This is a genomic window from Citrobacter sp. Ce006, from assembly GCF_030336535.1.
GTDB lineage: Bacteria > Pseudomonadota > Gammaproteobacteria > Enterobacterales > Enterobacteriaceae > Citrobacter > Citrobacter europaeus.
In genome coordinates this window covers 257,869-277,688 of the sequence record NZ_JAOWDO010000067.1, presented here as the reverse complement: position 1 = coordinate 277,688, position 19,820 = coordinate 257,869, and the positions used below count along the sequence as shown (strand labels likewise).

Annotated in this window: 19 protein-coding genes; 15 read left to right on the top strand and 4 right to left on the bottom strand. The window is 52.0% G+C overall.

Annotated elements, in window-relative coordinates:
* Positions 1–5 precede the first annotated feature (5 nt).
* Positions 6–1,652, bottom strand: coding sequence for a class I fumarate hydratase (gene fumB / locus OGV94_RS10430; RefSeq protein WP_075146135.1), 1,647 nt, complete (start codon positions 1,650–1,652; stop codon positions 6–8).
* A 262-nt stretch (positions 1,653–1,914) separates the two neighbouring features.
* On the opposite strand from fumB, the gene manA reads away from it, so the two are divergent.
* Positions 1,915–3,090 carry a mannose-6-phosphate isomerase gene (gene manA / locus OGV94_RS10425; protein WP_043016408.1) on the top strand — a complete coding sequence of 392 codons (1,176 nt, stop codon included), beginning with the start codon at positions 1,915–1,917 and terminating at the stop codon, positions 3,088–3,090.
* A 106-nt stretch (positions 3,091–3,196) separates the two neighbouring features.
* On the top strand, positions 3,197–4,705 hold the full coding sequence (locus OGV94_RS10420) for a YdgA family protein (protein WP_181231391.1): 1,509 nt from the start codon (positions 3,197–3,199) through the stop codon (positions 4,703–4,705).
* A gap of 46 nt (positions 4,706–4,751) precedes the next feature.
* Here the strand turns inward: OGV94_RS10420 and OGV94_RS10415 are convergent, their stop codons facing one another.
* On the bottom strand, positions 4,752–5,780 hold the full coding sequence (locus OGV94_RS10415; protein WP_043016409.1) for a Mal regulon transcriptional regulator MalI: 1,029 nt from the start codon (positions 5,778–5,780) through the stop codon (positions 4,752–4,754).
* 169 nt (positions 5,781–5,949) lie between these two features.
* On the opposite strand from OGV94_RS10415, the gene malX reads away from it, so the two are divergent.
* Positions 5,950–7,542 carry a maltose/glucose-specific PTS transporter subunit IIBC gene (gene malX / locus OGV94_RS10410; protein WP_075146134.1) on the top strand — a complete coding sequence of 531 codons (1,593 nt, stop codon included), beginning with the start codon at positions 5,950–5,952 and terminating at the stop codon, positions 7,540–7,542.
* Between the two features lie 10 nt (positions 7,543–7,552).
* Positions 7,553–8,725, top strand: a complete 1,173-nt coding sequence (locus OGV94_RS10405) for a MalY/PatB family protein (RefSeq protein WP_047411419.1) — start codon at positions 7,553–7,555, stop codon at positions 8,723–8,725.
* Positions 8,726–8,770: 45 nt separating this feature from the next.
* Here OGV94_RS10405 and OGV94_RS10400 read toward each other — a convergent pair whose 3' ends face one another.
* Complete coding sequence (locus OGV94_RS10400) at positions 8,771–9,526, bottom strand: hypothetical protein (RefSeq protein WP_233602655.1); 756 nt, start codon at positions 9,524–9,526, stop codon at positions 8,771–8,773.
* 95 nt (positions 9,527–9,621) lie between these two features.
* On the opposite strand from OGV94_RS10400, the gene add reads away from it, so the two are divergent.
* Positions 9,622–10,623 (top strand): adenosine deaminase, encoded by a 1,002-nt coding sequence (add, locus tag OGV94_RS10395; RefSeq protein ID WP_075146131.1) that lies wholly within the window; start codon positions 9,622–9,624, stop codon positions 10,621–10,623.
* 45 nt (positions 10,624–10,668) lie between these two features.
* On the opposite strand, the gene OGV94_RS10390 is transcribed toward add, so the two are convergent.
* Entirely contained in the window at positions 10,669–11,709 is a 1,041-nt protein-coding gene (locus OGV94_RS10390; RefSeq protein WP_043016414.1) for an oxidoreductase, read from the bottom strand.
* 241 nt (positions 11,710–11,950) lie between these two features.
* Here OGV94_RS10390 and blr point away from each other — a divergent pair, with 241 nt between their 5' ends.
* The 10 genes from blr to nth all read left to right on the top strand — a co-directional run bounded on the left by blr (position 11,951) and on the right by nth (position 19,475).
* On the top strand, positions 11,951–12,076 hold the full coding sequence (gene blr / locus OGV94_RS10385; protein WP_003029134.1) for a division septum protein Blr: 126 nt from the start codon (positions 11,951–11,953) through the stop codon (positions 12,074–12,076).
* Positions 12,077–12,367: 291 nt separating this feature from the next.
* Complete coding sequence (ydgT, locus tag OGV94_RS10380) at positions 12,368–12,583, top strand: transcription modulator YdgT (RefSeq protein ID WP_043016415.1); 216 nt, start codon at positions 12,368–12,370, stop codon at positions 12,581–12,583.
* A 91-nt stretch (positions 12,584–12,674) separates the two neighbouring features.
* The gene (locus tag OGV94_RS10375; RefSeq protein ID WP_047411424.1) at positions 12,675–13,115 is read left to right on the top strand and encodes a DUF2569 domain-containing protein; all 441 of its coding nucleotides are present in this window, start codon (positions 12,675–12,677) and stop codon (positions 13,113–13,115) included.
* Between the two features lie 76 nt (positions 13,116–13,191).
* Positions 13,192–13,773, top strand: coding sequence for an electron transport complex subunit RsxA (gene rsxA / locus OGV94_RS10370; RefSeq protein WP_003029144.1), 582 nt, complete (start codon positions 13,192–13,194; stop codon positions 13,771–13,773).
* Positions 13,773–14,351 carry an electron transport complex subunit RsxB gene (rsxB, locus tag OGV94_RS10365; RefSeq protein ID WP_080625148.1) on the top strand — a complete coding sequence of 193 codons (579 nt, stop codon included), beginning with the start codon at positions 13,773–13,775 and terminating at the stop codon, positions 14,349–14,351. Before rsxA ends, rsxB begins: the two co-directional genes overlap by 1 nt.
* Complete coding sequence (gene rsxC / locus OGV94_RS10360; RefSeq protein ID WP_172863062.1) at positions 14,344–16,461, top strand: electron transport complex subunit RsxC; 2,118 nt, start codon at positions 14,344–14,346, stop codon at positions 16,459–16,461. Before rsxB ends, rsxC begins: the two co-directional genes overlap by 8 nt.
* The gene (gene rsxD, locus OGV94_RS10355; RefSeq protein ID WP_047411434.1) at positions 16,462–17,514 is read left to right on the top strand and encodes an electron transport complex subunit RsxD; all 1,053 of its coding nucleotides are present in this window, start codon (positions 16,462–16,464) and stop codon (positions 17,512–17,514) included.
* Between the two features lie 9 nt (positions 17,515–17,523).
* Positions 17,524–18,144, top strand: a complete 621-nt coding sequence (gene rsxG, locus OGV94_RS10350; protein WP_043016419.1) for an electron transport complex subunit RsxG — start codon at positions 17,524–17,526, stop codon at positions 18,142–18,144.
* Between the two features lie 3 nt (positions 18,145–18,147).
* Entirely contained in the window at positions 18,148–18,840 is a 693-nt protein-coding gene (locus OGV94_RS10345) for an electron transport complex subunit E (RefSeq protein WP_043016420.1), read from the top strand.
* Positions 18,840–19,475, top strand: coding sequence for an endonuclease III (gene nth, locus OGV94_RS10340; RefSeq protein WP_003029161.1), 636 nt, complete (start codon positions 18,840–18,842; stop codon positions 19,473–19,475). Before OGV94_RS10345 ends, nth begins: the two co-directional genes overlap by 1 nt.
* Positions 19,476–19,820 lie beyond the last annotated feature (345 nt).

Below are 19,820 nucleotides of genomic sequence, written 5' to 3'. Positions count from 1 at the left end.
TGACGTTACTTAACGCAGCGTGCGCACTGCGACGTCTGAATTTGCTTGAAGAAATCGTTGCCTTTGTCATCCACCAGGATAAACGCCGGGAAATCTTCCACTTCAATTTTCCAGATAGCTTCCATCCCGAGTTCAGGGTATTCCACACACTCCAGACTCTTGATGCTGCCCTGGGCCAGTACCGCAGCGGGGCCGCCAATACTGCCTAAGTAGAAACCGCCATGCTTATGGCAAGCGTCGGTCACCTGCTGGCTACGGTTGCCTTTCGCCAGCATGATCATACTCCCACCAGCGCCCTGGAGCTGGTCAACATACGAGTCCATACGCCCGGCAGTGGTTGGACCAAGCGAACCAGAGGCATAGCCTTCCGGCGTTTTTGCCGGACCGGCGTAGTAGATCGGGTGATCCTTAACATACTGCGGCAAACTTTCGCCGTTATCCAGCCGTTCTTTCAGTTTCGCATGCGCAATATCACGGCCAACAATGATTGTACCGTTAAGCGACAGACGCGTAGATACCGGGTACTGCGACAACTGGGCCAGGATCTCTTTCATCGGGCGATTGAGGTCAACGTGCACCGCTTCCCCCTCTCCCGCCTGGCGCAGCTCTTCTGGTATATATTTGCCAGGATTATGCTCCAGTTTTTCGATCCAGATACCTTCGCGGTTGATCTTAGCTTTGATATTTCTATCGGCTGAGCAAGAAACACCCATACCAACCGGACACGACGCGCCGTGACGCGGCAGACGGATCACGCGGATGTCATGTGCGAAGTACTTCCCACCAAACTGCGCGCCCAGTCCCAAATTCTGCGCCTCAATCAGCAGCTCTTTTTCCAGCTCGACATCGCGGAATGCCTGGCCGTGTTCGTTACCTTCGGTCGGCAGCTCATCGTAATATTTAGCCGAGGCCAGTTTCACCGTTTTCAGCGTGGCCTCCGCTGACGTACCACCAATAACAAACGCAATGTGATACGGCGGGCAAGCCGCAGTTCCCAGCGTTCGCATCTTCTCAACCAGGTAATCTTTTAATTTGCCTGGCGTCAGCAGCGCTTTGGTTTCCTGGTACAGATAGGTTTTGTTCGCCGAACCACCGCCTTTGGCAATACACAGGAATTTGTATTCGTCGCCGTCGACGGTATACAAATCTATCTGTGCAGGCAGGTTGGTACCGGTGTTTACCTCTTTATACATATCCAGCGCGGCGTTTTGCGAATAGCGCAGGTTGTCTTCGATGTAGGTGTTATACACCCCCCGCGCCAGCGCAGCTTCATCGCCGCCACCGGTCCAGACGCGCTGACCTTTTTTACCTACGATAATCGCGGTTCCGGTGTCCTGACAGGTAGGCAAAATACCTTTAGCCGCGATATCGGAATTGCGCAGGAATTGCAGGGCCACATATTTGTCGTTTTCACTGGCTTCGGGGTCACGCAGAATATCGGCCACCTGCTGTTGATGCGCAGGACGCAGCATAAACGACGCATCATGAAAGGCCTGACGAGCCAGCAGGGTTAAGGCTTGCGGTGCTATTTTAACAATCTCCTGCCCTTCAAATTCGGCAACGGAGACATGATCGCTGGTCAGCAGATAGTATTCGGTATCATCCTTTTTGAGGGGGAAAGGATGCTGATAATGAAAGGGTTTGTTTGACATTGTGCTCTCACTTACTGCTCGGTCTGGTTATTCTCTGGGCAGATGTTCCATTGCCCTGCTTCCCTGCCGCAGGTCGGATTGTAGAAGTAAGGGCTTTCTGCAACCGGAATTGCTCAGGGTATTAAAAGCGAGTCACCATATCCTACACAATTTTTTAACAAAAACTGAGACAAGTACGACTTTTTACATGTGCAGGTTACTTCCCTCGGGGTTTCTTGGTTTAATAGCCGCAGAAAATTCCACATTGAAACAGGGCTTGAGAATGCAAAAACTCATCAACTCAGTGCAGAACTACGCCTGGGGAAGTAAAACTGCGTTAACGGAACTTTATGGGATTGCCAACCCCACTCAGCAACCGATGGCTGAGTTGTGGATGGGCGCGCATCCGAAAAGCAGCTCGCAGGTTCTGGGCGCTGACGGCCAGAAGGTCGCTCTGCGCGATGTCATCGAACACGATAAATCCGCACTGTTAGGCGATGCCGTTGCCAAACGCTTTGGTGAACTGCCTTTCCTGTTTAAAGTGCTCTGCGCCGCGCAACCTCTTTCGATTCAGGTTCATCCTAACAAGCGCAACTCTGAAATCGGATTTGCCAAAGAAAACGCGGCGGGGATCCCGATGGATGCCGCCGAGCGCAACTACAAAGATCCTAACCACAAGCCGGAACTGGTTTTTGCTTTAACGCCATTTCTGGCGATGAACGCATTTCGCGAGTTCTCAGACATTGTTGCACTGTTACAACCGGTTAGTGCAGCGCACCCGGCTATTGCGCATTTCCTGCAGGAACCGAGCGCAGAACGTCTGAGCTATCTTTTCGCCAGCTTACTGAATATGCAGGATGAGGAGAAATCCCATGCGCTGGCAATCCTGAAATCAGCGCTGAACAGCCAGCAGGGTGAACCCTGGCAAACCATTCGCCTGGTAGCCGACTTCTACCCGAACGACAGCGGGCTCTTCTCCCCGTTGCTGCTCAATGTGGTAAAGCTCAATCCAGGCGAGGCGATGTTCCTGTTTGCCGAAACCCCACACGCCTACCTGCAAGGTGTGGCGCTTGAGGTAATGGCTAACTCGGACAACGTGCTACGCGCCGGACTGACACCAAAATACATTGATATCCCGGAGCTGGTCGCCAACGTTAAGTTTGTCGCCAAACCTGCAAACCAGCTGCTGACCACACCGGTTAAGACCGATGGCGAACTGGACTTCCCCATTCCTGTCGACGATTTCGCCTTCTCCCTGCATGAACTGACCGCCGATGGCACAGAAATCAGTCAGCAAAGTGCGGCTATTTTGTTCTGCATCGAGGGGGAAGCCGTGCTGAGTAAAGGCGAGCAGCGTCTGGTCCTGCTGCCGGGTGAATCGGCCTTTATTAGCGCGAATGAATCGCCGGTAAACGTCAGCGGCAAGGGTCGTTTAGCTCGGGTTTATAACAAGCTGTAGCAAGATACTGATATTTTTAACAACTCTTGCTAAGCTGTAGTGAGTTAAAGACATGTCACTCCTCCAGGCGTCTTCAAACGCCTGGTTTTATTTTATGGATATCAAAATGAAAAAATCGCTGGTAGCTGCGGGTGTGGTGGTTGCACTGGGTATCGTCTGGACGGGCGGAGCCTGGTACACAGGAAAGAAACTCGAAACGCATCTCGCCGAGATGGTGACGCAGGCAAACGATCAGTTAAAACGCTACTCCCCTGAGGCGGGCATTGAACTGAGTTATCAAAACTACCAGCGCGGCGTGTTCAATAGCCAACTGCAGTTGGTGGTAAAACCTATCGCCGGACAGGCTGATTCCTGGCTGAAACCGGGACAAAGCATCGTCCTGAATGAAACCGTGGATCACGGTCCTTTCCCGCTGGCTCAGTTGAAATCACTGAATCTGGTTCCGGCAATGGCCTCCGTGAAAACGACGCTGGTCAATAACGACGTTACCAAACCGTTGTTTGATATTGCCAAAGGTGAGACGCCATTCATCATTAACTCCCGTATTAGCTACAGTGGCGATACCCGTTCCGCTCTCTCTCTCAAGCCACTGAACTATGAGAAAGGCGATGAAAAAGTGGCCTTTAGCGGCGGCGAGTTCCAGTTTACGGCTGACAAAGACGGCAATGCTGTATCGCTGACTGGCGAAGCGCAAAGTGGCCTGGTTAATGCGGTCAATGAGTACGATCAGAAAGTACAGGTTACTTTTAATAACCTGAAAACTGAAGGTTCCAGCAGTATCGCCAGCTTTGGTGAGCGCATCGGCGACCAGAAATTGTCACTCGAAAAACTGTCGATTTCAGTCGAGGGTAAAGAGCTGGCGGTACTGGAAGGTATGGGTATCGATGGCAAATCCGATCTGATCAACGATGGCAAAACCGTAAACAGCCAGCTGGATTACACCCTGAACAGTCTTAAACTTCAGGGCCAGGATATGGGAAGCGGTAAACTGACGCTGAAAGTGGGCCAGATAGACGGTGAAGCGCTGCACCAGTTCAGCCAGCAGTATAGCGCCCAAACCAAAGCGCTGATGTCACAGATTGACGTGGTGCAAAATCCTGAGCTTTATCAGCAGAAAGTCACCGAAGCCTTCTTCAATGCACTGCCAATTCTGATGAAAGGCGAGCCGGTCATTACTATTGCCCCGCTGAGCTGGAAGAACGCAAAAGGTGAAACCGCATTTAATCTGTCCCTGCTGCTAAAAGATCCGACCGCAAACTCCGTGGAGCCGCAAACGCTGGCGCAGGAAGTGGATCGCTCCGTCAAATCACTGGACGCTAAACTGACAATTCCTGTCGATATGGCGACTGAGTTCATGACGCAGATTGCCAAACTGGAAGGATATCAGCAGGAAGAAGCGGCAGGTCTGGCGAAGCAACAGGTTAATGGCCTGGCGGCGATGGGTCAGATGTTTCGTATTACGACGCTGCAGGACAACGTTATCGGCTCCAGCCTGCAATATGCAAACGGCCAGGTAACGCTGAACGGACAAAAAATGCCGCTGGATGAGTTTGTTGGCATGTTCGGTATGCCTTCTCTTACACAGCCGGACGTTCCTGCCATCCCGCAACAGTAATCACTGTTTTATGACTGGCCCGATAGCGTTGCTTATCGGGCTTTTTTTATTTCGCTGCCACCAGCCGAGCGGAAAGAGTCAGATTGCGTGAATGGCCTTCATCGTGGCCAATGCGTTGGAGCATGCGTTCAGCAAGGGTATATCCCATTTCACGAGCGGGCGTACAGGCCCAAATAATAGGGATATCGTCCAGCGCGTTTTCTGCCACATCGGCGAATCCGGCCAACGATATTTGCTGTTCGAAATAACGATCTACGCCAATTTCACCACTCTGACGTCCAGCTCTCATCAGGCCGAACCAGGCGCCTATGGCGATTATTTCGTTGTAGCACACTACCGCGCTGATTGTCGGATTGCGACGCAACAGCGCTGTCACCTCTTCAGCGGCCTGCTTCTGGCTGGATGAACACTCCAGCACCCAGTCGCTATGGAACGGTAAACCATATTTTAGCAACGTGGCACAATAGCCGCCGACGCGCTCTGCGCGGGTCAATGAAGAACTCTGCCCCCCCAGCCAGGCAATACGCTGGTGCCCGTGGCGGATAAGATGTTCAACTAATAACTGGGCAGCCTGCATGTTATCGGGTCTGACGGTGTCAACCTCATCCATGTAGCTGGCGCGTGATGCAAATACTACCGGGATCCCTTTGTCAGCGGCCAGTTGTTGCAGCGCGTCACTGCTGCCGGCAGCTCCGGCAATGACCACGCCATCCACCCCTTGATTGAGCAACATCGCGAAACGCTGCGCCAGCTGTTCGCCATCTTTACCACCATGCAGTAAAAAGACCATGCGCCCCTGCGCTTCTAACGCTTCCGTCAGCCCCGCCGTCAGCTCTGCGTAAAACGGCGTAGACAGATCGCGCACAATCAGACCAATTACCCCGCTCTGCCCGCCACGCAGCGCTGATGCCTGGCGGTTACGCACAAACCCCAGTTGCTCAATAGCAGCATTAACTCGTTCGCCGGTCGCTGATGAAATTCGCCCTTTTCCACTGAGCACTAATGAGACGGTACTGACCGAAACCCCTGCAGCCAGCGCAACATCATGGATGGTTATTTTTTTGGCTATAGCCATAAAAACAGAAAACTCCCTGATAACGTGACGGATAAAACGTTTTATCAATCACTTATATTTATACGCCCTATTATCGTTCGATAATGTGATTTATACCGCACTAAAATTAGGTAAAACGTTTTATCTTCTCGCCATCATTAGTCAGCCAGCTTTTACAAGGAGTCGTTTAATGACGACGAGAACCACACCAAAAATAACGTTATGGGAATTTTTCCAGCAGTTGGGCAAAACCTTTATGTTGCCCGTAGCACTGCTCTCATTTTGCGGGATCATGTTGGGGATCGGCAGCTCGTTAAGCAGCCATGATGTCCTGACGCTGATCCCGGCGTTGGGAAACCCTGTGCTTCAGGCCATCTTCACCTGGATGAGCAAAGTTGGCTCGTTTGCGTTTAGCTTCCTGCCGGTCATGTTCTGTATTGCCATTCCTCTGGGCCTGGCGCGCGAGAACAAAGGTGTTGCTGCGTTTGCCGGTTTTGTCGGTTATGCGGTCATGAACCTTGCCGTCAACTTCTGGTTAACTGCCAAAGGTATCTTACCCACCACAGATGCGGCGATCCTCAAAGCCAACAACGTGCAAAACATTTTGGGGATCCAGTCGATCGACACGGGGATCCTCGGCGCGGTTATTGCCGGGATCATCGTTTGGATGCTGCATGAACGCTTCCACAACATTCGTCTGCCGGACGCGCTGGCCTTCTTCGGCGGTACCCGTTTTGTGCCTATTATCTCTTCAGTGGTGATGGGTCTGGTCGGCCTGGTCATTCCCCTGATTTGGCCGGTTTTCGCCATGGGCATTACTGGACTCGGCCACATCATCAATAGCGCGGGAGAATTTGGTCCTATGCTGTTTGGTACCGGCGAACGCCTGCTGCTGCCTTTCGGCCTGCATCATATTCTGGTGGCATTGATTCGCTTCACCGAAGCTGGCGGCACGCAGGAAGTCTGTGGTCACAGCGTAAGCGGCGCACTGACTATTTTTCAGGCTCAACTGAGCTGCCCAACAACCCAGGGGTTCTCTGAAAGCGCCACTCGCTTCCTGTCCCAGGGTAAAATGCCGGCGTTCCTCGGTGGTTTACCGGGCGCGGCATTAGCCATGTACCACTGCGCACGTCCTGAGAATCGTCATAAGATTAAAGGGTTATTAATCTCTGGTTTGATCGCCTGTGTCATTGGCGGTACCACTGAACCCCTCGAGTTCTTATTCCTGTTCGTCGCCCCGGTACTGTATGTGATCCACGCCCTGCTTACCGGTCTTGGCTTCACCGTGATGGCGGTGCTTGGCGTCACAATCGGTAACACGGACGGTAACCTGATTGACTTCGTGGTGTTCGGTATCCTGCACGGATTGTCCACCAAGTGGTACCTGGTTCCTGTTGTGGCGGCTATTTGGTTCGCGGTGTATTACGTTATCTTCCGCTTCGCTATCACGCGCTTTAATCTCAAAACACCGGGTCGTGAAGTCGAAATTGCCAGCAATATCGAAAAAGTCATGGCTGGAGCGCCGGGTAAATCGGGTTACAACGTCCCCGCCATTCTGGCGGCGCTCGGCGGCGCGGAAAACATAGTCAGCCTGGATAACTGCATCACCCGTCTGCGCTTGTCAGTAAAAGATATGTCGCTTGTTAACGTACAGGCTCTGAAGGACAATCGAGCCATTGGCGTAGTACAACTCAATCAGCATAACCTCCAGGTGGTTATCGGCCCACAGGTCCAGTCGGTAAAAGACGAGATCGCGGTTCTGATGAATACCGTACAGGCGTAAGGACAACATTATGTTTGATTTCTCAAAGGTTGTGGACAGACACGGTACCTGGTGTACTCAGTGGGATTACGTTGCCGACCGTTTTGGTTCAGCAGACCTGCTGCCGTTCACCATTTCCGATATGGATTTTGCCACCGCACCTTGCATTCTGGAGGCGCTGACTCAGCGCCTGTCACATGGCGTGTTGGGTTACAGCCGCTGGAAAAATGATGAATTTCTGGCGGCGATTAGCCACTGGTTTCTCTCGCGTCATAATACCCAAATTGATCCTCAATCGCTGGTTTATGGCCCCTCGGTCATCTATATGGTGTCGGAGCTGATCCGCCAGTGGTCCTCAGCAGGCGATGCGGTGGTCATTCATACGCCAGCTTACGACGCGTTTTACAAAGCGATTGAAGGTAATCAGCGCCAGGTGCGCGCTGTCGGACTGGAAAAACGCGCTGACGGTTGGTTTTGCGACATGGCTGCGTTGGAGCAAGCCCTGTCCCTACCTGAAAGCAAAATTCTCCTGCTTTGCAGCCCGCACAATCCAACCGGTAAGGTATGGACGCGCGACGAACTGGAAACCATGGCGGAACTGTGTCAGCGCCACGGTGTAAAAGTCATCTCTGATGAGATCCATATGGATATGGTATGGGCAGACCAGCCGCACATCCCGTGGAGCAACGTCGCGCGCGACAGCTGGGCGCTGTTCACCTCCGGTTCAAAGAGTTTCAATATTCCGGCATTAACCGGGGCTTACGGAATCATTGAGGATGCGCAAAGCCGTAACGATTATCTCAGCGCGTTAAAAGGCCGCGATGGCCTTTCCTCGCCTGCGGTGTTGGCGCTTACTGCACATATTGCAGCCTACCAGCAAGGCGCTAGCTGGCTTGATGCGCTACGCGATTACCTTGCCAGTAATCTGCACTTTGTTGCCCGTGAGCTAAATAGTGCATTCCCTGAGCTAAACTGGCAGGTTCCGCAATCCACCTATCTGGCATGGATTGACCTGCGCCCGCTCAATATTGATGACCACGCGCTGCAGGATGCGCTCATCCACCAGCAGAAAGTCGCCATCATGCCGGGATACACTTACGGAGAAGAAGGCCGCGGTTTTGTACGCCTCAATGCCGGATGCCCGCGCTCCAAGCTTGAAAAAGGCGTTCAGGGTTTGATTAACGCCATCCGCACAATACGTTAAATAGCAAAGTAAAAGATCGCCACTTGGGCGATCTTTTACTCATTATTAGTTGGTAATTTTCATATGCAGCTGGAATGCGTTGGTTTTCCCTTCATCTTTCGCCGCGCCTTTTTGATATATTCTGATAGTATACTTACCGCTGGCAGGCAGCGTATTTTTATAAGTATCACCGCTCATCATGCCATCAAAAATGAATTGATCGCCCGGTGCAATAATACTCATGAAAGGATGAGGCCAGGCGCTTTTCAGAACTGCTTGCAGGGCCTGCCCTTTTTTGGCGACAAACGTATAATCTTTTGTTTTATCACCCGTAATTGTACCCTTGATATCTGCCCCGCTGGTGCCTTTTTTAAACTGGATCACATGCGTTTCATCCGCTTTATACGCCGCATGCGCAGGTACGGTTGCCAAAAGCAAACTTCCACAGAACATTGTACTGATAATTAGCTTTACACTTTTCACTTTATTAATACCCTCAGTCATTATTGTGTTTTTTATAACATACCTCGCTGTGCATTCATAAATGGGAAAGTGTCCATTTTTCGCTATTAGCAATGTTATCCAATTAATATCTGAATAAATTAACACTGAAAGGCAGTGATTAAATAAAATCGAGGGAAATAATCTTAAAAAAAGAAAAAATCCGCCATTAAACACATGCTGTAGAAAATGCGTTATTGCTAACTTTACACCTGTCTTACCACCGCCAGGCAAAAGCATCCTGGTACGATCTGCCGGAACCCCATTCTGTTGGTGCGTTGGCAGCATGGCGAGCAATTTTGCACCACTTGCTTCCCTCACACCCCGAACTCTGCACTGTTTTTTTTAAAGTTTTTAGAGGAACATTTTTCTGTTGTATAATGCCCTGCACTTTACCTAAAAACACGAGTGCAACCATGATTGATACTTCTCTCCCCCTGACCGACGTCCATCGCCACCTTGATGGTAACATCCGTGCCCAAACGATCCTGGATCTGGGTCGTCAGTTCAACTTGACGCTTCCGGCGCAAACGCTGGAAACGCTGATCCCTCATGTGCAAGTCACATCAACTGAGCCGGATTTAGTGAGCTTTTTATCCAAGCTCGATTGGGGCGTGAAGGTTCTGGCCTCGCTGGATGCCTGTCGCCGCGTGGCATTTGAGAATATTGAGGATGCGGCACGTAACGGTCTGCACTATGTAGAATTACGTTTTTCTCCAGGCTATATGGCGATGGCGCATCAGCTTCCCGTCGCGGGCGTGGTTGAAGCCGTCATTGCCGGCGTACGCGAAGGTTGCAAGACCTTTGGCGTTGAAGCACGCTTAATTGGCATTATGAGTCGTACCTTCGGCGAAGCTGCCTGTCTGCAGGAACTGGATGCGCTGTTAGTCCACCGCGACCATATTACGGCACTGGATCTGGCTGGTGATGAACTGGGGTTCCCGGGCAGTCTGTTCCTGTCACACTTCAACCAGGCACGAGACGCCGGCTGGCGTATCACCGTGCATGCGGGCGAAGCTGCGGGCCCCGAAAGCATCTGGCAGGCCATTAAAGAGCTGGGCGCTGAACGTATTGGCCACGGCGTTAAAGCCGTAGAAGATCGTGCGTTGATGGATTATCTCGCCGAGCACCGTATCGGCATCGAATCCTGCCTGACATCAAATATTCAGACCAGCACCGTTGCCTCTCTGGCGGCCCATCCGCTGAAAACGTTCCTCGAGCATGGGGTGTTAGCCAGTTTGAATACGGACGACCCGGCTGTTCAGGGGGTGGATATTATTCACGAGTACACCATTGCCGCACCAGCAGCAGGCCTTACGCGCGAACAGATCCGCCAGGCGCAAATCAACGGTCTGGAAATGGCATTCCTGAGTAACGAAGAAAAACGTGCCTTGCGTGAGAAAGTCGCCGCAGCGTAACGATAAAGTGCCGGATGGCGTAACGCTTATCCGGCATTAGTTCAATCAGGCAAGGCACAGCGTCGAACGATGTTTTGCGGATTCGATACCCAGCTCAATCAGCTCCATAATTTGGATAGCCTGTCTTGCCGGGACCGGGTTCTCACCGTTACCGTTTAGCGCATCACGAATGCCAGCATAGTACGCCGGATAGTTACCCGGTACGGTAAGCCAGGTTTCTTCAACCTGCTCTTCACCTTCTATTCGCGTCAATACGCCATCGCGCATGTCATAACCCCAGTCTTCCTGAGGCAACCGCTCGCCATTTTTCAAACGCTCTTCCTGCGGGTCAAGACCATACTTCACATAGCTGCCGCGCGATCCGTGCACAATATAACGGGCCGATTCTGCGGCAGCGAGCATGGTACCGTGTAGAATCACTCGCCGCTGCGGATACGTCAGGATGGCATGAAAGTAATCCGTCGCCTGCGCACCGGGGCGCAGTTGGGCGAGGTCTACCGTCAGGCTGACGGGCAAACCAAACAGATTAATCGCCTGATCCAAAAGATGCGGTGCTAAATCGTACCAGATGCCGCTTCCCGGGCCGCCCTGTTCACGCCAGCGGTCACGAACCTGCGGGCGAAAACGATCGAAATGAGATTCAAAATACGCAACCTCCCCCAAAACGCCATCCGCCAACAAGGCTTTCAGCGTCAGGAAATCACTGTCCCAGCGACGGTTATGGAACACAGATAATACGCGCCCGAGGCTGCGCGCCAGCGCATCCAGCTCACGAGCTTGTGACAGTGTCACGGTGAAAGGCTTATCAACAACCACATGTTTGCCCGCTTCCAGCGCGGCCTTCGCTAACGGGAAGTGCGTGTCATTAGGCGTGGGGATCACTATCAGGTCGATATTGGGATCGTTAAAAAGATGTTTAGGCTCGGCAACAACCGCCACCGTAGGCCAGTCTGCCTTCACTTTTGCTTCATCACTACTGGAAACCGCAGCCAGTTCCAGGCCCGGTGTGCCCACAATCAGGGGGGCATGGAAGGTTTTGCTGGCATAACCATAGCCAATTAGCCCAACGCGGATGTTGTCACTCATGTTATTGCCTCTCAATTCAGGACAGACCTATTTCACACCATACCTTGCAACGTCTCAATAGTTTAATAACCTTTGCGCTACAAAGGTCGTTTCTTAACTTAAGTCAAACATATGCCACTTATGCTTAACTTGCAGCGAAAAAGAGGTAGAAATCGTTCCCAATCATCTTGCTGTATTAATGAGAGATTAGTAACATTTGCAGCCTGTGTTTAAGGATAAATCAAAGCAAATGTCATCAGTAATGAATCGTCTTATTGAATTAACAGGTTGGATTGTTCTCGCCGTCTCCGTAATCCTGCTGGGTGTTGCCAATCATATTGACAATTACCAGCCACCGGAGCCCGTTGCTGCTGTGCAGAAGAAATAAGCGTCGGTAGTCGTTTATTCCCGGCAATTCACATGTAGTAGCTGCAAGGTTTGGCTGCAAAAGATCGAATTCTGTCAAAAAAAGCGAATTAGGCCGCATCCCGCTCCGCCGCATATTGCCTGCTGTGGCGAAGCGGGTTACCCTTGCTGCAGGTGCGTATAGCGCCTGCTTTTTCACAGGTATGAACACTCTTCTTACACTTGCACGTAAATCCGCTTTTACCTGTGCACGTTGTTTATTTTTATATTTTCTACTCCGTTGGTATTATTTTATTTATATGGATCTGCATTTATGACTGTTCAGGATTACTTATTAAAATTCCGCAAAATCAGTTCACTCGATAGTCTGGAAAAACTGTTCGACCATCTTAACTACACGCTTACTGACGATAGCGACATTATCAATATGTACCGTGCCGCAGACCATCGCCGTGCGGAGCTTATCTCGGGAGGTCGTCTGTTTGATGTCGGTCAGGTACCTAAATCAGTCTGGCATTACGTGCAATAAAGAAGAAAGTAGCGCTCAACGTTAAAAGCTTTATAATAATTGCCCCAAAATGAATGGCATGATTGATTGCGCGCGTAAACCTGGAGAAGAGATGACTACCACACCGGCACAACGTATCGGAGGCTGGCTCCTTGGGCCACTGGCCTGGCTGTTAGTCGCGTTGTTGAGCGCTTCGCTGGCGTTACTACTTTATGTCACTGCGCTGGCTACACCGCAAACCTTCAAAATGCTGGGTGAACAAAGTTCGGCCAATTTGCTGTTATGGGGCGTTTCCTTTATTACCGCGATCGCCATGTGGTATTACACGCTGTGGCTGACGATTGCGTTTTTCAAACGCAGAGCCTGTGTGCCTAAACATTATATTCTGTGGCTGCTGATCTCCGTGTTGCTGGCGATTAAAGCGTTTGCGTTTTCACCGGTCCCGGACGCCTTTGCCGTGCGCCAACTGCTGTTCCCATTACTGGCTGCAGCACTGCTGGTGCCCTACTTCAAACGATCGCAGCGCGTTAAATCGACGTTTGTGAACCCGTAATAACCCTACAGTTAACCTGTTGTCGCCTGTTGTAGATTGTCAGATAATAGGCGGCTTTTTTATTTCAGGCCGAAAAATGACTGATTACCTGCTGCTGTTTGTCGGAACTGTACTGGTCAATAACTTTGTACTGGTCAAGTTTCTGGGCCTTTGCCCGTTTATGGGTGTTTCCAAAAAACTGGAAACCGCAATGGGTATGGGCCTTGCCACGACGTTTGTCATGACACTGGCATCCATTTGCGCATGGCTGATTGATACCTGGATCCTAATCCCGCTCAATCTCATCTATCTGCGCACGCTGGCTTTTATTCTGGTTATCGCCGTCGTGGTGCAATTTACCGAGATGGTTGTACGCAAAACCAGCCCTGCACTTTACCGCCTGCTGGGGATCTTCCTTCCGTTGATCACCACTAACTGCGCGGTATTGGGTGTAGCGCTACTGAATATCAACCTCGGTCATAACTTTTTACAGTCGGCGCTATACGGTTTTTCTGCCGCAGTCGGCTTCTCGCTGGTGATGGTACTGTTCGCAGCAATTCGCGAACGTCTCGCCGTGGCGGACGTCCCTGCGCCATTTCGCGGGAATGCGATTGCGCTGATTACCGCCGGTTTAATGTCATTGGCCTTTATGGGCTTTAGTGGTTTGGTGAAGTTGTAATGAATGCTATCTGGATTGCCGTTGCCGCAGTGAGTCTACTGGGTCTGGCGTTCGGCGCTATTTTGGGTTATGCCTCACGACGTTTCGCCGTTGAAGATGATCCGGTTGTGGAGAAAATTGATGAAATTCTCCCGCAAAGCCAGTGTGGACAATGTGGCTATCCGGGCTGTCATCCTTACGCTGAAGCGATCGGCGCTCAGGGTGAAAAAATTAACCGTTGCGCCCCCGGTGGCGAAGCGGTGATGTTAAAAATTGCCGCCCTGCTGAACGTCGATCCGCAGCCGATTGATGGTGATGAACAAGACGTTACGCCCGTGCGTATGCTGGCGGTCATTGATGAAAATAACTGTATCGGTTGCACAAAGTGCATTCAGGCCTGCCCGGTTGATGCGATTGTGGGTGCGACGCGCGCCATGCATACGGTAATGAGCGATCTCTGCACCGGGTGCAACCTGTGCGTTGATCCGTGCCCAACGCAATGTATCGAATTACGTCCGGTAGCCGAAACACCAGATAGCTGGAAATGGGATTTAAACACCATTCCTGTGCGCATCATTCCCGTGGAACAACATGTTTAAGTTATTCTCTGCATTCAGAAAAAACAAAATCTGGGACTTTGATGGCGGCATTCATCCACCAGAAATGAAAACCCAGTCAAACGGCACGCCGTTGCGGCAGGTTCCGCTGGCGCCACGCTTTGTTATTCCGCTGAAGCAACATATTGGCGCGGAAGGTGAGCTGTGCGTAAACGTGGGTGATACCGTACTGCGAGGTCAGGCGTTAACCCTCGGGCGAGGCAAAATGCTTCCGGTCCATGCACCAACGTCAGGCACCGTTGTTGCCATTGCCCCGCACTCTACGGCACACCCATCTGCACTGGCTGAGTTAAGCGTTATCATAGACGCCGATGGCGAAGATCGCTGGATTGAGCGGGATGGCTGGACCGATTACCGCTCCCGCAGCCGGGAAGAGCTGATCGCGCGTATTCACCAGTTCGGCGTTGCCGGACTGGGTGGCGCAGGTTTCCCCACCGGCGTCAAACTACAGGGCGGCGGAGATAAAATTGAAACGCTGATCATCAACGCCGCTGAATGCGAGCCATACATTACGGCTGATGACCGCCTGATGCAGGACTGCGCGGCGCAGGTCGTCGAAGGTATCCGTATCCTTGCGCATATTCTTCAGCCACGCGAAATTTTGGTGGGCATCGAAGATAACAAACCGCAGGCAATTTCTATGCTGCGCGCAGTGCTGGCTGATTCACACGATATTAGCTTACGTGTGATCCCCACTAAGTATCCTTCAGGCGGGGCCAAGCAATTAACACAAATCCTGACTGGCAAGCAGGTTCCCCACGGCGGACGTTCCTCAGATATCGGTGTACTGATGCAAAACGTCGGAACCGCTTATGCCATCAAACGCGCGGTGATTGATGGTGAACCGATCACCGAGCGTGTCGTGACGCTCACTGGTGAAGCCGTCAGCCGTCCGGGCAACGTCTGGGCGCGTTTAGGCACGCCGGTTCGTCATCTGCTCAACGACGCGGGCTTCTGCCCTTCCGCCGACCAGATGGTCATTATGGGCGGACCGCTGATGGGCTTTACGCTGCCGTGGCTGGATGTACCCGTGGTAAAGATTACCAACTGTCTTCTGGCGCCCTCTGCCAGTGAAATGGGGGAAACGCCGGAAGAGAAAGGCTGCATTCGCTGTAGCGCTTGCGCCGATGCCTGCCCAGCCGATCTCCTGCCGCAGCAGCTTTATTGGTTCAGTAAAGGGCAACAGCACGACAAAGCAACGGCTCACAATATCGCCGACTGTATTGAATGCGGTGCCTGCGCCTGGGTATGCCCTAGCAACATTCCACTGGTGCAGTATTTCCGCCAGGAAAAAGCCGAGATTTACGCCATTAGTCAGGAAGAAAAACGTGCCGCCGAAGCAAAAGCACGATTCGAAGCCCGACAGGCACGCCTTGAACGAGAAAAAGCTGCACGTCTTGAACGCCACAAAAGCGCCGCTGCTCAGCCTGCAGCTAAAGATCATGATGCCATTGCCGCCGCGCTGGCTCGCGTAAAAGAAAAGCAGGCCCAGGCAATGCAGCCGGTAGTCATTCAGGCTGGCGAAAAACCTGACAATAGCGCCGTGATTGCCGCACGCGAGGCGCGTAAGGCACAAGCTCGCGCGGCCCGGACTGAAAATCCACCACAAATTGAAGGCAACAGTGCGGGTACAGATCCGCGTAAAGCCGCCGTGGAAGCGGCTATTGCTCGCGCCAAAGCCCGCAAGCTTGAGCAGCAGTCGGAAACGGAAACCGTCGAACCGGTGGATCCGCGAAAAGCCGCCGTGGAAGCGGCTATCGCCCGTGCCAAAGCCCGCAAGCTTGAGCAGCAACCGGAAACGGAAACCGTCGAACCGGTGGATCCGCGCAAAGCCGCCGTAGAAGCGGCTATCGCCCGTGCCAAAGCCCGCAAGCTTGAGCAGCAGCCGGAAGCGGAAACCGTCGAACCGGTGGATCCGCGCAAAGCCGCCGTGGAAGCGGCTATCGCCCGCGCTAAAGCCCGCAAGCTTGAGCAGCAGGCAGTAACGGAAACAGCCGAGCCAGTTGATCCGCGTAAAGCCGCCGTCGCGGCCGCTATCGCACGCGCTCAGGCAAAGAAAGCCGCACAGCAGCAGGTTGTAAACGAGGAATAAATGGTATTCAGAATAGCAAGCTCCCCTTATACCCATAACCAGCGCCAGACATCGCGTATCATGATGCTGGTGTTACTTGCTGCATTGCCGGGGATCGCCGCTCAGCTGTGGTTTTTTGGCTGGGGAACGTTGTTCCAGATAGTTCTGGCAGCCGTCAGCGCTATCGCTGCCGAAGCGGGCGTACTTAAACTGCGTAAACAGCCTATTGTCACGGTATTAAAAGACAACTCTGCATTACTCACCGGGCTGCTACTGGCGGTGAGTATTCCCCCGCTCGCCCCCTGGTGGATGGTGGTTTTAGGCACGGTATTCGCCGTTATCATCGCTAAGCAACTGTATGGCGGCCTCGGCCAGAACCCGTTTAACCCTGCCATGATTGGTTACGTCGTACTGCTTATCTCATTTCCGGTACAGATGACCAGTTGGCTGCCGCCGCATGAAATTGCGGCTACTGTGCCTGGGTTCTTTGACGCCCTTAACGTTATATTTAGTGGACATACCGCCAGCGGCGGGGATATGAACACGTTGCGTATGGGCATTGATGGTATCAGTCAGGCAACGCCTCTCGACACCTTTAAGACTTCGCTGCATGCGGGTCATACTGTTGAGCAGGTGATGCAATACCCAATCTACAGCGGCATGCTTGCAGGCGCTGGCTGGCAGTGGGTTAACCTTGCCTGGCTGGTCGGCGGTGTCATACTGTTATGGCAGAAAGCGATTCGCTGGCATATCCCGGTTAGCTTCCTGCTGTCGCTTGCGGTTTGCGCCACTTTAGGCTGGATTTTCTCGCCAGAATCGCTGGCCTCACCTCAGTTGCACCTCCTTTCCGGCGCGACCATGTTAGGTGCATTTTTTATTCTTACCGATCCCGTTACAGCATCAACCACCAACCGTGGCCGTCTGATTTTTGGCGCGCTTGCAGGCCTGCTCGTGTGGTTGATTCGCAGTTTTGGCGGTTATCCTGATGGCGTCGCCTTTGCCGTATTACTGGCAAATATCACGGTTCCGCTGATTGATTATTACACTCGCCCTCGCGTGTACGGACATCGCTAAGGATTCCCTATGCTGAAAACGATTCGTAAACACGGTATTACACTGGCGCTATTTGCTGCGGGCTCGACGGGGTTAACCGCGGCAATCAATCAATTAACTAAGTCCACTATTGATGAACAGGCCGCGCTGCAGCAAAAAGCGCTGTTCGATCAGGTTCTGCCTGGCGATCGCTACAATAATAACTTGTCTGAGAGTTGTTATCTGGTCGATGCGCCAGCGTTGGGCAAAGGCAGTCACCGGGTGTATATTGCCCGCCAGGACGATCGCCCCGTTGCAGCAGTTCTTGAAGCTACGGCGCCAGATGGTTATTCCGGGGCTATTCAACTGCTGGTTGGCGTCGATTTTACCGGTACCGTGTTGGGTACGCGGGTGACCGAGCATCATGAAACGCCAGGACTGGGCGATAAAATCGAACTGCGACTGTCCGATTGGATAACCCACTTTAGCGGCAAAACGATCGCGGCGGGTAATGATTCCCACTGGGCGGTGAAAAAAGACGGCGGAGACTTTGACCAGTTTACAGGTGCCACCATTACACCGCGTGCGGTAGTGAATGCAGTAAAACGCGCCGGTTTGTATGCGCAGACGCTACCCGCGCAACTTCCTCAACTTAGCGCCTGTGGAGAATAAACCATGAGCGAAATTAAAGACGTTATTGTCCAGGGGTTATGGAAAAATAACTCCGCGCTTGTGCAGCTACTCGGGATGTGTCCGCTGTTGGCCGTCACCTCTACTGCCACTAATGCGCTGGGTCTGGGACTCGCGACTACGCTCGTCCTGACGTTGACGAACCTGACGATTTCAGCCCTTCGTCGCTGGACACCGCCAGAAATTCGTATTCCGATTTATGTCATGATCATCGCCTCCGTGGTGAGCGCGGTGCAGATGTTGATCAATGCCTACGCTTTTGGACTGTATCAGTCTCTGGGCATCTTTATCCCGCTGATTGTGACCAACTGTATTGTTGTTGGTCGTGCGGAAGCCTTCGCCGCCAAAAAGGGACCTGCGTTATCCGCACTCGATGGTTTCTCCATCGGCATGGGCGCAACAGGTGCCATGTTTGTTCTGGGCTCGCTGCGTGAAATAATTGGTAACGGTACACTATTTGATGGCGCAGACGGTTTGTTGGGTAGTTGGGCCAAAGTCTTGCGCGTTGAGATCTTCCATACTGATACGCCGTTTCTGCTGGCCATGCTGCCACCGGGCGCGTTTATTGGCCTGGGTCTGATGCTGGCAGTGAAGTATCTGATTGATGAGAAAATGAAGAAACGTCGTGCCGAGGCGGCTGTCGCGGACAGTCCCGTGGGTGAAACAGGGAATGTGTAATGAACAAAGCAAAACGTCTGGAAATACTGACGCGCCTGCGTGATAACAATCCGCATCCGACAACCGAGCTTAATTTTACATCGCCGTTTGAACTGCTGATTTCGGTCTTGCTCTCCGCGCAGGCCACCGATGTCAGCGTCAATAAAGCGACGGCTAAGCTGTACCCCGTCGCTAATACCCCTGCCGCGATGCTGGAGCTCGGCGTTGAAGGTGTTAAGTCCTACATCAAGACAATTGGTTTGTTTAACAGCAAAGCGGAGAATGTGATTAAAACCTGCCGCATTCTGCTGGAACAACATAATGGTGAAGTGCCTGAAGACCGTGCCGCATTAGAAGCCCTGCCCGGAGTTGGACGAAAAACTGCAAATGTAGTGTTAAATACCGCCTTTGGCTGGCCCACTATCGCCGTAGATACGCATATTTTTCGCGTCTGTAATCGTACGCAATTCGCTCCGGGTAAAAACGTTGAGCAGGTTGAAGAGAAACTGCTGAAGGTTGTACCCAGTGAATTTAAAGTCGATTGCCATCACTGGTTAATTCTTCATGGCCGCTACACCTGCATAGCCCGAAAGCCGCGCTGCGGTTCCTGTATTATCGAAGATCTCTGCGAATTCAAAGAGAAAGTCGATATCTGATGCTGCCGGGGCATCCTGTTTGCCCCTCGCACGCATAACGATTAGTTATGCACTCCCCTGAGTTTCTTTTGCCGACAATGATGCCGCTCTGGCGCTCATATCTAATGTAATATTCTTGTGAATTATCACCTGAGCAGGTTAATCGTTTTTTTAGCAAAAGAAATTTCTATCTATACGTGATCCAGATCACCCAGATAACACAATGTTAATAATTTTTTATTTTTCAGTTAAAGTGACAATCAGATGACCTAACTGAACAGTTTCTAAACAAAACATTACACTGGCTATTTTTCAGATAATGGCCTATATCACTGGATTCAACCTTAAATAGCAGAACATATCGCC